The 13603-nt window shown below is 67.7% G+C and carries 10 protein-coding genes; 5 read left to right on the forward strand and 5 right to left on the reverse strand.

Features of this window, described 5'->3' with window-relative positions; genetic code table 11:
* Window positions 1–89: 89 nt before the first annotated feature.
* A complete protein-coding gene (locus A3CW_RS0122515; protein ID WP_028205587.1) occupies window positions 90–389 on the forward strand; it encodes a DUF3331 domain-containing protein in 300 nt (99 codons plus the stop codon).
* 24 nt (window positions 390–413) lie between these two features.
* Here A3CW_RS0122515 and A3CW_RS0122520 read toward each other — a convergent pair whose 3' ends face one another.
* On the reverse strand, window positions 414–905 hold the full coding sequence (locus A3CW_RS0122520; protein ID WP_028205588.1) for a thioesterase family protein: 492 nt from the start codon (window positions 903–905) through the stop codon (window positions 414–416).
* A gap of 235 nt (window positions 906–1140) precedes the next feature.
* Here A3CW_RS0122520 and A3CW_RS0122525 point away from each other — a divergent pair, with 235 nt between their 5' ends.
* Entirely contained in the window at window positions 1141–3714 is a 2574-nt protein-coding gene (locus tag A3CW_RS0122525; RefSeq protein ID WP_028205589.1) for an adenosylcobalamin-dependent ribonucleoside-diphosphate reductase, read from the forward strand.
* A 13-nt stretch (window positions 3715–3727) separates the two neighbouring features.
* Here A3CW_RS0122525 and A3CW_RS0122530 read toward each other — a convergent pair whose 3' ends face one another.
* Window positions 3728–4639, reverse strand: a complete 912-nt coding sequence (locus tag A3CW_RS0122530) for a LysR family transcriptional regulator (protein WP_028205590.1) — start codon at window positions 4637–4639, stop codon at window positions 3728–3730.
* Window positions 4640–4770: 131 nt separating this feature from the next.
* On the opposite strand from A3CW_RS0122530, the gene A3CW_RS0122535 reads away from it, so the two are divergent.
* The 3 genes from A3CW_RS0122535 to A3CW_RS0122545 all read left to right on the forward strand — a co-directional run bounded on the left by A3CW_RS0122535 (window position 4771) and on the right by A3CW_RS0122545 (window position 9186).
* Window positions 4771–6573, forward strand: a complete 1803-nt coding sequence (locus A3CW_RS0122535) for an acyl-CoA dehydrogenase family protein (RefSeq protein ID WP_028205591.1) — start codon at window positions 4771–4773, stop codon at window positions 6571–6573.
* The gene (locus A3CW_RS0122540; RefSeq protein ID WP_035513603.1) at window positions 6570–7802 is read left to right on the forward strand and encodes a CaiB/BaiF CoA transferase family protein; all 1233 of its coding nucleotides are present in this window, start codon (window positions 6570–6572) and stop codon (window positions 7800–7802) included. The genes A3CW_RS0122535 and A3CW_RS0122540 overlap by 4 nt, the downstream gene beginning before the upstream one ends.
* Before the next feature lie 67 nt (window positions 7803–7869).
* A complete protein-coding gene (locus A3CW_RS0122545) occupies window positions 7870–9186 on the forward strand; it encodes an MFS transporter (protein ID WP_028205593.1) in 1317 nt (438 codons plus the stop codon).
* Window positions 9187–9195: 9 nt separating this feature from the next.
* Here the strand turns inward: A3CW_RS0122545 and A3CW_RS47215 are convergent, their stop codons facing one another.
* The 3 genes from A3CW_RS47215 to A3CW_RS0122560 form a co-directional block, all read right to left on the reverse strand.
* Window positions 9196–11244, reverse strand: a complete 2049-nt coding sequence (locus A3CW_RS47215; RefSeq protein ID WP_051481641.1) for an EAL domain-containing protein — start codon at window positions 11242–11244, stop codon at window positions 9196–9198.
* A gap of 220 nt (window positions 11245–11464) precedes the next feature.
* Window positions 11465–12397: a 2-hydroxyacid dehydrogenase gene (locus A3CW_RS0122555; protein ID WP_028205594.1), complete on the reverse strand. Its 933-nt coding sequence runs from the start codon at window positions 12395–12397 to the stop codon at window positions 11465–11467.
* 67 nt (window positions 12398–12464) lie between these two features.
* Window positions 12465–13445 carry an AraC family transcriptional regulator gene (locus tag A3CW_RS0122560; protein ID WP_028205595.1) on the reverse strand — a complete coding sequence of 327 codons (981 nt, stop codon included), beginning with the start codon at window positions 13443–13445 and terminating at the stop codon, window positions 12465–12467.
* Window positions 13446–13603: the final 158 nt, after the last annotated feature.

The following is a 13603-nucleotide window of genomic DNA, read 5'->3' on the forward strand; positions in this document are numbered from 1 at the left end:
TGATAATGGAATGGTGTTTCAACGGCGACAGAATGGCACTTGTCAGCGCGCAGGACTACATTCGCGGCACCACACTTACGGAGCCGACAATGAAGAAAAAAGCGTGCCTCTCGCTTGACGGAGCCAACGGTGAGCGTATCGAAATACTCGAGCAGACGGATACGGCGCTGGTGATCCGCTGGGTCGAACCCGGTCGCTGCCATTATGGCGAACAGCGCTGGCGCCGCCGCTCGGCGCATTCTTCGGGCACCTGCGCGGTGTCGCGCCGCAAGATCCGCCGCGGCGACGCCGTGTTCAAGCCGGCCGAACGACCCGCGCCGCTCAACGCCTCCGTCATGATCGCCGCCGAAGTGTTCGGCGACCTCATCGGCGCGGAACTGGCGAAGTAAGCGCAGCGACGTCGTCCGGGCGCCTCAACGAGGCGCGAGCGAGATCGCCCGCGCAGCATGGCGCGGCGCGAAGCCCACCGAGGCAGCACACAACGCCGCCACGCGCGCGAGCACATCGGCGTCGAAGGCCACGGCGCGCGGGCCCGAGCGGTCCACGTGCAAGAGCAGCTGCTCGCTCGCCGAGACGGGCGCGGCGAGCGCATCGTCGAGATCGCCCGCGAACATCTCCAGATACAGGCGCACGCGTTTCGCGTCGTGCTCGATCACCCGGACCTCGACGCGCACCTGCGCGCCCTCCTTGATCTCGTGGAGATAGTTCAGGTGCGCCTCCAGCGTGTACATCGACCGCCCGCGCGCCTCGCGCGCAGCCGCGTCGAGCCCGATGGCGTCGAGCAGCGCGTCGGTCGCGTAGCTGTAAATGAGCATGTAGAACGCGTCGCGCAGGTGGCCGTTGTAATCGACCCACTCCGAGCGCACCGTGTCGCGGTAGACCACGGGCGCCGTTTCGTTCGTCATCCAGTCTCCTCCCCCGTCTCCACATTCGGTGCCCGCATGCAGGCGGGAGCAGTGTAACCGCAGACCCGCCCTGGCCGCCGCGACGCCGGCATGCTCCGGCGTCGCCGCATGCGCGGCCGCGCCGCCGTGCACGCCGCGCGCCGCTGGGGTAAGGTTGAACGGTCGCGGCGCAGCCGCCGCCCTTCGAACGCCCTTCAACCGCCGCCTCCCGCGCGGCGCTTCGCGAGGCCCCGTCATGGCAGAAAACACGCCCCCGCTTCCGTTTCCCCCGCAGCAGTTCTCGCTCGACGTGATGCTCGAGAAGTACGCCAAAGGCGACGAGCAGACCGCCGACGACATCTACCGCCGCGTCGCGCGCGGCGTCGCGCAGGTCGAGCCGCCTGCGCTGCGCGCCGAGGTCGAGGCGCGTTTCGTCGACAATCTGCGCAACGGCGCGCTGGGCGCGGGGCGGATCATGAGCGCGGCGGGGGCCGGCATCGAAGCCACGCTGATCAACTGCTTCGTGCAGCCGGTGGGCGACAGCATCCAGGGCGTGGACGACGAAGGCCGCCCCGGCATCTACGTCGCGCTGCTGCAGGCCGCCGAAACCATGCGGCGCGGCGGCGGCGTGGGCTACAACTTTTCGGCGATCCGGCCGCACGGCGCGCACGTGAAGTCGACGGGATCAAGCGCATCGGGCCCGTGCAGCTACATCGACGTGTTCGACGCCTCGTGCCGCACCGTGGAAAGCGCGGGCGCACGGCGCGGCGCGCAGATGGCCGTGCTCGACTGCGATCACCCCGACCTGCCCGAATTCATCGAGGCCAAGCATTCGAAGGGTCGCTGGAACAACTTCAACGTTTCGGTCGCGGTAACCGACGAATTCATGCGCGCAGTGGAAAACGACGCGCCGTGGCAACTCGTGCATCGCGCCGAGCCCTCGCCCGCGCTGCGCGCCTCGGGCGACCTGCAGCGCCGCGACGACGGCCTGTGGGTCTACGCCGAAACGCGCGCCCGCGCGCTGTGGGACGCGATCATGCGCTCGACCTACGACGTAGCCGAGCCGGGCGTGGTCTTCATCTCGCGCATGAACGAGGACAACAACCTGCGCGCGCTCGAAGCCATCCGCGCGACCAACCCGTGCGGCGAGCAGCCGCTGCCCGCCTACGGTTGCTGCAACCTCGGACCGCTCGACCTCACGCGCTTCGTGATCGAACCGTTTGCGCAATTGCGCGGCGGCGAACGCAAGAGCGCAAATTTCGACTGGAATCACCTCGCCGAACGCACGGGCACCCAGGTACGCTTTCTCGACGACGTGCTCGATGCCACGCTCTGGCCGCTGCCCGAACAGCAGGCGGAAGCAGCGGCCAAGCGGCGTATCGGCGTGGGCTTCACGGGACTCGGCGACACGCTCGTGATGCTCGGCATCCGCTACAACTCGCCCGAAGGCTGCGAATTCGGCGCGCGCGTGGGACGCACGATGCGCGATGCCGCCTATCGCGCATCGGTCGAACTCGCGCGCGAGCGCGGCGCCTTTCCGCTTTTCGACGCGAGGACGTACCTCGAAGAAGGCACCTTTGCCTCACGCCTGCCCGACGACCTCAAGGCCGGGATCCGCACGCACGGCATCCGCAACAGCCATCTGCTTTCCATCGCGCCCACGGGCACGGTGAGCCTCGCGTTCGCCGACAATGTCTCGAACGGCATCGAGCCCGCGTTCTCGTGGACCTACCAGCGCACGCGCCGCATGGCCGACGGCAGCCGCGAAACGTTCAACGTCGAAGACCACGCGTGGCGCGTGTACCGGGAACTGGGCGGCGACGTGAGCGCACTGCCCGCGTATTTCGTGAGCGCGCTGGAAATGAGCGCGCAGGAACACGTGGCGATGATGGCGGCCGTGCAGCCGTACGTCGACACGTCGATCTCGAAGACCGTCAACGTGCCCGCCGACTATCCGTTCGAAGACTTCGAAAACCTCTATCTCGACGCATGGCGGCGCGGCCTCAAGGGACTTGCGACCTACCGCCCGAACGAGACGCTCGGCGCGGTGCTGCAAACGCTGCCTCCTGAAGCGGCCGCAACGGCCGACGACGCGCTCGGCGACGCCCTGCTCGACCCGCTGCGCGTGGCGATCGACCATCGGCCCAAGGGCGAGTTGCCCGCCGTGATCGAAAAGATCGAATACATCACGCAGACGGGCAAGGTGTCGCTCTACGTGGCGGTGTCGTTTCTCGAAGTGACGGGCCAGGTGGGCGGCGAAGCCGTGACGATCGAGCGGCCTATCGAATTCTTTATCCCCGTGGGCCAGCGCGACGAGCAGCAGCAATGGATCACGGCGACCATGCGTTCGCTCTCGCTCGCGGCCCGCGGCGGGTTTGTTGCGCGCAATCTGCAGGATTTGCGCAAGGTGTCGTGGGATCGCGGCCAGGTGCGCTATGGCGAGACGCAGCGTCTGGACGGCCGGCGTATTCCGCTGTGGCACGACTCCGAGGTCGCGGCCATCGCCTACGCGATCCAGCAGATTCTGCATCGGCGCGGCTTTCTCGATGCCGAGGGGCGGCAGGTGCCGTCACGGCTGCTCGCGCAGCGGCGCGCCGGTGCGTTCGACGGTGCGTTGCCCGCGCAACTCACCGGCAACGCGCGGGCCGGCGCGGAGCATCCCGGCGACCAGGTGCTGGCCGGCGACAACGCGCTGCCCGCCGATACCCAGCACGCGTTTGCCCACGCGATGCTCGGCCGCAAGTGCGGGTCGTGCGGGGCGAATGCAGTGATCCGCAAAGACGGGTGCGACTTCTGCACGGCGTGTGGAGAGATCGGGACTTGCGGTTGAGGTCTGACGGCGTTCACGTACGGGGCGGCCTGGCGTCCGCCCTGCTTTCCCTGCGCCCCCCGAGATACCCCGCAAACCCCCGCGCCAGCGCACTCGCCTCACCACTGCGCACAAGCCTTAGCACCTGCGATTCATAAGGATTGCTAGCCAACGGCCTGAATACCACGCGCCCGCAGCCCGCAGCCCCGAGCGCGGCGGGGACGAGCGCGACGCCCATGCCGAACTCCACCATCGTGACGACGGTTTGCCAGAGCCGCGCTTCGTGGCGAATCTGCGGGCTGAATCCGGCCTCCACGCAAGTCGCGATGATCTGATCGTGATAATGCGGCGACACCGAGCGCGGGAACAGGATGAACGGTTCGCGCGCGAGCGTGCCAAGTTCGATGCGACGCCTGCGCGCAAGCTTATGCCCTTCTGGCAGACAGCAAAGAAACGGCTCGGAAAACAGCACCTTCGATTCCACCTCGGCCGGAAAGCGCCCCCAATGCGCGAAGCCGAGGTCGATTTGCAAGCGCTGCAGCGCCTGCACCTGCTCGGCCGTGTTCATCTCGCGCAGCACCACTTCCACGGCGGCATGATCGGCCTCGAATCGCCGCACCGCCTCAGGCAGCCCGCGATAGAGCATCGAATTGACGAAGCCGATGCGCAGCCGCCCCGCCAGCCCGTGCGCGGAGCGCGCCGCGATGCGCCGCACTTCGTCGGCCTGCTCCAGCAGCCGCCGCGCCTCTTCGAGCAGCACGTTGCCGGCGTTGGTCAGCGCGACGGCCTTGTTGGTGCGTTCGAGCAGTTGCACGCCTAGCTGATCCTCGAACTTGCGGATGTCGAAGCTCAGCGCCGGCTGCGAAATGAAGAGCCGGCGCGCCGCGCGCCCGAAGTGCAGCTCTTCGGCTACCGCCACGAAATAGCGCAGTTGCTTGAGTTCCATGGCGGGCTCCTTCTGCGTTTTATCGATAGATAGCGCTTATCGTACATGACATCGGTTGTATTGGACCGTTATCGAAGCCGCGCCTAAGCTACGCCGAATCGTAGAGCAAAACAGCATGGAGACAGCACACGATGAGCGATCGCCCCGCCTTCGCCACCCAGCCCGCACAGGCGAACCCCGCCCCCGCGGCCAGCGGCTCGGCCAACATTCCCGATAGCCGCGGCATCAACTTCTACACGAGCGATCCTGGCTTCGCGCCCCTTTTGCGCAGCTATCTCGGCGATACCGCATTCGGCGCGATCGAAACGCGCCTCGCCGCGCTCGGCCAGCGCGCCTCCGACGAACTCGACGCGCTCGCGCTAGTCGCCGACAAGCACCCGCCCACGCTCGAACAGCGCACGCGCAGCGGCGAAGCGATCCAGCGCATCGACAAGCATCCCGACTACGTGGCGCTCGAACGCGTCGCCTACGCGGAGCTTGGCCTCGCGGCCATGAGCCATCGCGAGAACGCGCCCGCGCCGCTCGTCAAATACGCGCTCACCTATTTGTTCGTGCAGGCCGAGTTCGGGCTGTGCTGCCCGGTGAGCATGACCGACTCGCTCACGCGCACGCTGCGCCGCTTCGGCTCGCCCGAACTCGTTGCGCGCTATTTGCCGATGCTCGCCTCGCAGGACTTCGACACGCTCTACCAGGGCGCGATGTTCATGACCGAGCAGGCGGCGGGCTCGGACGTGGCGCGTATCGCCACCCGCGCCACCCGCGAGCGTGACGCAAATGGCGAGGACATGTGGCGTCTTTACGGCGACAAGTGGTTCTGCTCGAATGCCGATGCCGATCTCGCGATGGTGCTTGCGCGCCCCGACGACGCGCCGCCCGGCATCAAGGGACTCGCGCTCTTCCTGCTGCCGAAGACGCTCCCCGACGGCACGCGCAACGCCTATCGCATCGTGCGCCTGAAGGACAAGCTCGGCAGCCGCTCGATGGCGAGCGGCGAGATCGTGCTGGAAGGCGCGCAGGCGTACCTGATCGGCGAGGTGGGCCGCGGCTTTCATCAGATGGCGGACATGATCAACATGTCGCGGCTGTCGAACGGCGTGCGCGCGGCGGGCCTCATGCGCCGCGCCGTGACCGAGGCGCTGCACGTGGCGCGCAACCGCGAGGCGTTCGGCCGCAAGCTCATCGAAATGCCGCTCATGCAGCGTCAATTGCTCAAGATGATGCTGCCCGCCGAACAGGCGCGCTCGATGTTCATGCGCATCGCCACGCTGCTCACGCGCGCCGATACCGGCGACGAACTCGCGGCGAAGTGCGTGCGCATTCTCACGCCGCTCATCAAGTTCCGCGCCTGCCGCGACGCGCGCCGCGTCACCGGCGACGCCATGGAAGTGCGCGGCGGCGTGGGCTATATCGAGGAGTGGAGCGATCCGCGTCTCGTGCGCGACGCGCATCTCGGCTCGATCTGGGAAGGCACGAGCAATATCGTCGCGCTCGATGTCGCGCGTGCGGCGAAGCGCGAAGGCGCGCTCGAGGCGCTGACGCAGCACGTGCATGCGGAGCTTGCGCAAAGCGGCCTGCCTGAAACCAGTACAGCGCTCCTGCGCGACGTGTTCGACCGCGCGGGTGCGGCGCTCGTGAGCGTGGCCGAATGCGGCCGCGACGAATCGGTGCGCCAGGCCGCGAGCGCGCTCTATCACGCCACGACGGCGGCCCTCATGGCCTGTGAAGCCGCGCAGATTTCGCACGACGCCCCCGATTACCGGCGCCTCGCATTCGCGCATCTGCTGGTGCGCCACAAGCTGCTGCCGCGCGACCCGCTCGCGCTCGATGAACGCGACGAAAACACCGCAACGCTGCGCGCGCTGGTGGACGAACGAGCGCTGACGCTCGATCAGGCCATGCAACTGATTCCGGCACAGCGGGACGACGCGCGATGAATACAACTCAGGAATCCACAGCAACCAGGGTGAACGGCGCGCTGCATGGGCTGCGCGTAATCGATCTGAGCCGCGTGCTGGGCGGTCCGTACTGCACCCAGTCGCTCGCGGACCACGGCGCCGAAGTCATCAAGCTCGAACCGCCCGACGGCGACGAAACGCGCGGCTGGGGCCCACCCTTCGTCGGCGATACGGCGTCGTACTACGTTGGCGTGAACCGCAACAAGCAGGGCATCGCCGTCGATCTCTCGCGCGAAGCAGGTCGCGCGATTCTGTGGCAGCTGCTCGAAGGCGCGGACGTGCTGGTCGAAAACTTCAAGCCGGGCACGCTCGCGCGCTGGGGCATGGACTACGAGCGCGATCTGCGTCCACGTTTTCCTCGCCTGATTCACTGCGCCATTTCGGGCTTCGGTCCGGATGGCCCGCTCGGCGGCCTGCCCGGCTACGACGCCGTGATTCAGGCGATGGCGGGCCTGATGAGCGTGAACGGCGAGCACGACGGCCCCGCGCTGCGCATGGGCCTGCCGATCGTGGACATGGTCACGGGCCTGAACGCGCTCGCCGGCATTCTGCTCGCACTGGCCGAGCGCGAAAAGAGCGGCCTCGGGCAATCGGTAGATATCGCGCTTTACGATTGCGGCGTGTCGCTCCTGCATCCGCATTTGCCTAACTATTTCGGCAATGGCCGCACACCGCAGCGCAGCGGCAACGCGCACCCGAACATCGCGCCGTACGACAGCTACGCGACCGGCAACGCGCCCATCTTCCTCGCGGTGGGCAACGACCGCCAGTTCGGGAAGCTCTGCGCGCACCTGGGCGTGCCCGGCCTCGCCGACGACCCGCGTTTCGCCGACAACCGCAGCCGCTGCGCGCATCGGCGGGAACTCAAGGCTGCACTCGAAGCGCGGCTGACCGCGCACGACTGCGAGCCACTCGCGCGCGACCTGATCCGGGCCGGCGTGCCGTGCGGCCCCGTGCAGACCGTCGACGCCGTGGCCGCGCATCCGCACACGCGGCACCGCCGCATGATCGTCGAAATGGATGGCTATCGTGGCACGGGCGCGCCCGTGAAGCTCTCGCGCACGCCGCCGACCTATCGCACGCGGCCGCCCGCGCTGGGCGCCGACACGCGCGCCGTGATGGACGCGCTCGGCATCGACGCGGATACGCAGCAACGGCTCTTCGAAGCCGGCATTGTCAAGGAACCCGAAACGATGCCAAGCGCCTAGCGTTCCATCCCACCTCAACGGAATACAGACCGGCCCAAGCCGGCTCACCCCGATCCAGGAGACATGCATGACCCGCCCCGGCACCACCCCTGCGCGCCAGCCCGCCCGCGCTTCGCTCGCCGCCTTCGTCGGCACCACCATCGAGTGGTACGACTTTTATATCTACGCCACCGCTTCGGCGCTCATTTTCGGCAAACTGTTCTTCCCCTCCCACGAGCCGTTCTACAGCACGCTCGCCTCGTTCGGCACCTTCGCCGTGGGCTTTTTCGCGCGCCCCTTCGGCGGGCTCGTGTTCGGGCATTTGGGCGACCGCATCGGCCGCAAGAAGGCGCTCGTCGCGACGCTGTCGATCATGGGCGTCGGCACCGTGGGCATCGGCTTTCTGCCGACCTACGCGAGCGCCGGCGCGCTCGCCCCGGCGCTCCTCGTGCTGCTGCGCGTGGCGCAGGGCATTGCGATCGGCGGCGAATGGGGCGGCGCGGTGCTCATGGCGGGCGAGCACGCGCCCAGGGAAAAGCGCACGTTTCTCGCCTCGTTTGCGCAACTCGGCAGCCCGGCCGGCCTGATCCTCGCGCTGCTGGCGTTTCGCAGCGTCGCGCATCTCGACCGGGACGCGCTCCTTTCCTGGGGCTGGCGTTTGCCGTTCATCGCGAGCGCGGTGCTGCTCGTGGTCGGCCTGCTGATTCGATCGGGCGTGGGCGAATCGCCGGAATTCGAGGCGATCAAGGCGCAGCGCCGCACCGCCGCGATGCCGATCGTCGAAGTGCTGCGCGACTCGTGGCGCGCCGTGCTGCTGTGCCTCGGCGCGAATGTGATCGGCGTGGCGGGCGCGTGGTTCGTCAACACCTTCATGCTCAGCTACACGACGCAAACGCTCGGGCTCGACCGCGGGCTGATTCTCGACTGCCTGTTCGTCGTCGCGTTCATCCAGCTCTTTACGCAGCTGTTTTCCGGCTGGTTTGCCCAGCGTGTGGGCGCCGGTCGCTTCCTCGTGCTGGCCGCCGCGCTGGCCATGATTTCGCCTTACCCGATGTTCGTGCTCGTCTCCACCGGTCGGCCGGTCGCCATCGTGGTCGGCATTGCAATTGCCGTGATGTGCATGTGCAGCTCGTACGCGGTGATGGCGGGCTTCATGACGAATGCGTTCCCGGTGCGCGTGCGCTACTCGGCTATTTCGATCTCCTACCAATGTTGCGCGGCGCTTGCGGGCGGCCTCACGCCGCTCGTCGGCACGCTGCTCGCGCATGACTATCCGGGCCAGTGGTGGCCGCTGGCGCTGTTCTACAGCGCGCTTGCGGCCATTTCGCTCGTGTGTATCGCGGTGCTGCAGCGCAAGCAGTCGTCGGCCACGCAAAGCGATGTGGCGTTCGCGTTGCAGGATTAGTGCCCTCGCCTACACGGCCGCCACGATGGCCTCGATCAGCCCGTTCAGCGCAACGCGCCACGCTTCGCTGTTCGGGCCTTCGGTCAGCAGCGCGCCGACCACCTCCCGATGCAGCGCATCGCGTTGTACGCCCGCAGGAAGAATGTCGCCGAAGCCCGCCAGCGACTGCGCGAGCGGCGCGCTGCCGCCCTCGCCTTCTTCGCGCGTGAAGACGCGCAACAGGTCTCGCGCCGCTTCGGGCACCGCCGCGATCATGAGCATGCGCTCCTCCCAGATCACGAAGCGGGCGAGCCGCGCCAGCAGGCTCTCCGTTCCGGCGCCGCCTTCGACGTTCGCGGTCGCGGCAAAGGCCGGCGTCGTCTCGAGCCATTCGATGAGGCGCGCGCCCTCCATCGGCCTCGCGATGCCATAGCCCTGCGCGCCGTCCACGCCGAGAATAGCGAGCGCGCGGAGGAGGTCGAGCGTGTCGACGCCTTCGGCAAGCACGAGCCTGCCCAGCGAATGGCCGAGACGCGTCAACTGGTAGATCACGCGCAGCGTGTTGAGCGCGCCGCCGCCGCTCACCTTGACCATCTCGCGGTCGAGCTTGATCCAGTCGAATGGCAACTCACGCAGGCGCGTGAGGCCGCTATGCCCGGCACCGAGATCGTCTTGCGCGAACAGCACGCCTAGCTCACGGAACTTCGCGAGAATGGCGCGCTGCCCCTGGCTCAGCGACAGTGCTTCGTTCTCCAGAACTTCCAGCGTGAGCCGCGCAGCCGGGCAACGGTGCGCGGCCAGCGCGGTGCGGGTGGCTTCGAAATAGCGGATGTCGTTGAGTGCCGCCGGCGGCAGGTTGATCGAGACATCGAGGTCGCGGCCCTGGGCGTACCAGCGTTCGCGGTCGGCGAGCGCCTGGTCGATGCCGCGCGCGAAGAGCGCGAGCAGATCGTCGGAGGCGAGCGCGGAGAGGAACACGTCGGGCACGAGCAGGCGCTCGCCGTCGCGCAGGCGCGCCAGCGCTTCGACCTTGGTCGCCTTGCCCGTTGCGAGGCTGAGCAGCGGCTGATAGTGCATTTCCAGCGCGCCGGTGCGCACGAGCGCCGCCCAATGCTGGCGCACGCTCACCGGCACCGCGGCGCGCAGGCCGTCGTTGGCGGGGATGCGCATTGCGGCGCAGCCCAGCAGCGTTTGCAGCAAATCGACGAAGGCCACCTGATGGGGCCCGACGAAGCCGCCCGGAAACGCGCTGTACAAACTCAGCACGGCGAGCGGCGGCTGCCCGGGCGCGGCCAGCGGAATCGCCACCGAAGAGCGCACGCCTTCGCGCGCCGCGAGATCGCGCCACGGCGCGACAAGCGGATCGGTCTGATAGTTGACCACGCGCTCGGGCTTGCCGCTGCGCCACGCGCGCCCAATGGCCCCCTGCCCTTGCAGATGATCGGCGCGCACGCTGATTTCCTGATCGTGCCCGGCGAGCACGTTGAGCATGCCGCCTTCCGTCCTGCCGCCCGCGCCGGCCTCGAAGTGAAAAATGCCCGCTTCGTCGGGACGGCCGATGGCGCAGGCGCTCACTTCGTCGTGCGCCGCCAGTGCGGCGATCACCTGGTCGATGAAATTCGTGTAGCTGCCCGCTTCCCACACAAGACGCGTGATGCGCAACAGCGCCTCCTGCTGCGAGTCCTGGACGGCCTGATACGCCTTGAGTTGCCACGCGAGGTCGGTGGTCAGGCGGCGCGCGTAGAGCGAGAGCTGCTGCGTGCTCACGGTGCGGCCAACGTCCGCGTAGATCAGCTCCTGAAGAATGCCGCGGCTGCGCACGAGTTCTTCCTTGTCGAGCCCGACGATGGCATGAATGCGGCCAATGCGCAGCGCCATGTCCTCGTGCTCGCGCGCGGTCAGGCCGAGACTGGCGAGAGCAAGAAGATTCTGGATCTGCCGCGCCTTGAGGTGCGCGAGTTCCGTAGCCGAAAGCATTTCGAGGATGCGGCGGGATTTGGGCAGGCGGCCCAGCTCCTCGTAGAAGCGGTTCACCACGTGGGCCGCGTGCTCGTGCAGCGCGCCAATCAGCGTTTTCATTTTTGAGCCTTCGATATCACCGCCCTGGCGTCACGGCCCAGATCTGCAAATTGGGCAAGGTGTCGCGCCAGGTTCATGGCCGTTGTGGTCATTAGCGGCCGCTCGAACAGCGATTGTGGCTCGCACAGAAGGGATGATACGTCATGCGCTGCCGGCGTCCGCGCGCGGTGGCATACACAGGGCGGCGCATGTGGCCGCTAAAAGCCCGCAACGCACGCCTTCAAAGCGGCGTGAGCAGCGCCTCGCCCGCGAAGTGCCGCGCCGCGTTTTCGGCGAAGTGGCGCACCGTGGCGGTGCGCACGTCGGGCGACGTCCCGGCCACGTGCGGCGTGAGTACGATGTTGTCTAACCCGATGAGCGCAGCGGGCGACTGCGGCTCGCCCTCGTAGACATCGAGCCCCGCGCCGCCCAGCGTCCCCGCCTTCAGCGCGAGTGCAAGCGCGGCCGTATCGACCACGCTGCCGCGCGACACATTGACGAGAAAGCCCTGCGGGCCCAGTGCATCGATCACGGCGCGGTCGATCAGATGCTTCGTTTGCGTGCCACCCGGCGTCGCGATCACGAGAAAGTCGCTCCACTGCGCGAGCGCCATCACGCTCTCGAAGTAGCGCGCCTGAGCGCCTTCGCGCGGCGTGCGGTTGTGATAGCCGAGTTCCATGCCGAAGCCCGCCGCCCGCCGGGCGACCTTCTCGCCGATATGCCCGTAGCCGACAATGCCGATCCGCCGCCCCGTGACCGTGGGGCGCATGGGCAGCGCGTCGCGCCAGACACCGGTGCGGCAGGCGGCGTCGAATTGCGGCACGGCGCGCACGGCCGCGAGCAGCAGCGCGAGCGCGTGGTCGGCCACGCAGTCGGCATTGACGCCCGCGCCATTGCACAGCGCGATGCCACGCTCGCGTGCGTGGTCGAGCGCGATATTCTCGTAGCCAGCGCCAAGCGCGCCCGCCAGTTCGAGCGCGGGCATGCGGTCGATTTCGTCGGCGGTGAGGCCTGTCGTGCCGTTGGTGAGCACCACGCGCACGTCCTTGCCGCGTTCTGTGACCGCTTTGGTGCGCGCATCGGCATCGGGCGCATAGATCACGTCGAATTGTTCGCCAAACCCGGCGAGGTCTTCATCGGCAAGCAGTATCAGGACCAGCAGGCATGGCTTCATCGTCGTGTCACCCTTCCGTCATTGTTTCGATGTACGAATCGAATGCCGCGGCGCCCGCGCGCGGACTTCACACGGCCGTCACATAGCGCGGCGGCAACACCTCGACGCGGGGCGCAGCCGCGGCGGCTGCGGCGTCGCGCGCCCGGCGCATCTGGTCGGCCGGGCTCATGCCGAAGAGGCGCTTGAATTCGCGGCTGAACTGCGACGCGCTTTCATAGCCCACGCGCGTGGCCGCTGCGCTCACGGTCAGGCCGTCGTGCGTGATCAGGAGGCGCGCATGATGCAGGCGCGTGGTCTTCACGTACTGCATGGGCGACGTCGAAGTGACGGCCTTGAAGTGCGCGTGAAAGACGGCAAGGCTCATGCCCGCCTCGGAGGCGAGCGTCTCGACGTCGAGGTCGCCACGGTAGTCGGTGTGAATGCGCCGCAGCGCCTTCGCGATACGCCCGAAGTGGTGCTGATGCGTGAGCGCCGCGCGAATCGCGTCGCCCTGCTCGCCCATGAGCACGCGGTAGCAGATTTCGCGCACGATCGATGGGCCGAGAATGCGCGCCTCGTACGGCTGCCCGAGCGCTTCGAGCAAGCGCAGCACGGCGTTCGACAGCGTGGCGTCGAGCGGCGTGGCGTAGATGCCCGAGGGTTCCGACACGGCGCGGCGCGGGTCGTCGAGCGCCATGAGCAGTTCGGCGACGGTCGTGAGATCGACGCGGATCGAGATGGCGAGAATCGGCTTCTCGGGGCTCGCCTCGGTCTCGCACTCGAACGGCATCGGCACCGAGAGGACCAGGTATTGCTGGGCGTCGTAGATGAACACCTGGTCGCCGAGAAAGCCGCGCTTGCGCCCCTGGCAGACGATGAAAATGCTCGGTTCGTACATGACCGGCTGGCGCGGATGACTTTCGCTGCCGCGGTAGAGCCGCACGCCTTCGACCGCCGTGGCGTGCACGCCGTCGCGCTGCGTGATTTGCATGAGCAGGTCGACCGTGCGCGCCTGCGTGGCGGCCGCCGGCGCGATGGCCGCCGCGGCGAGGGTTTTGACGTAGCCCATATCGGTTGTGCCCCAAAAGATGAAGTCAGGCAGAGAAACAGGCTTGCCAATCTATCACCGAACCTGCGGATGCGCTGCGCGCCAGGAGAATCAGGCAAGTCTTCGATAGCTTCAGGTATTCCCTGGGTGGGCCCCGATCCCTACGATGGGAACCCTGC

It is taken from the genome of Paraburkholderia nodosa DSM 21604 (assembly GCF_000519185.1).
Taxonomy (GTDB): domain Bacteria; phylum Pseudomonadota; class Gammaproteobacteria; order Burkholderiales; family Burkholderiaceae; genus Paraburkholderia; species Paraburkholderia nodosa.

Coding starts and splice junctions, on each gene's coding strand:
- A3CW_RS0122515 (WP_028205587.1), top strand. CDS start 90: ATGAAGAAAAAAGCGTGCCTCTCGCTTGACGGAGCCAACGGTGAGCGT.
- A3CW_RS0122520 (WP_028205588.1), bottom strand. CDS start 905: ATGACGAACGAAACGGCGCCCGTGGTCTACCGCGACACGGTGCGCTCG.
- A3CW_RS0122525 (WP_028205589.1), top strand. CDS start 1,141: ATGGCAGAAAACACGCCCCCGCTTCCGTTTCCCCCGCAGCAGTTCTCG.
- A3CW_RS0122530 (WP_028205590.1), bottom strand. CDS start 4,639: ATGGAACTCAAGCAACTGCGCTATTTCGTGGCGGTAGCCGAAGAGCTG.
- A3CW_RS0122535 (WP_028205591.1), top strand. CDS start 4,771: ATGAGCGATCGCCCCGCCTTCGCCACCCAGCCCGCACAGGCGAACCCC.
- A3CW_RS0122540 (WP_035513603.1), top strand. CDS start 6,570: ATGAATACAACTCAGGAATCCACAGCAACCAGGGTGAACGGCGCGCTG.
- A3CW_RS0122545 (WP_028205593.1), top strand. CDS start 7,870: ATGACCCGCCCCGGCACCACCCCTGCGCGCCAGCCCGCCCGCGCTTCG.
- A3CW_RS47215 (WP_051481641.1), bottom strand. CDS start 11,244: ATGAAAACGCTGATTGGCGCGCTGCACGAGCACGCGGCCCACGTGGTG.
- A3CW_RS0122555 (WP_028205594.1), bottom strand. CDS start 12,397: ATGAAGCCATGCCTGCTGGTCCTGATACTGCTTGCCGATGAAGACCTC.
- A3CW_RS0122560 (WP_028205595.1), bottom strand. CDS start 13,445: ATGGGCTACGTCAAAACCCTCGCCGCGGCGGCCATCGCGCCGGCGGCC.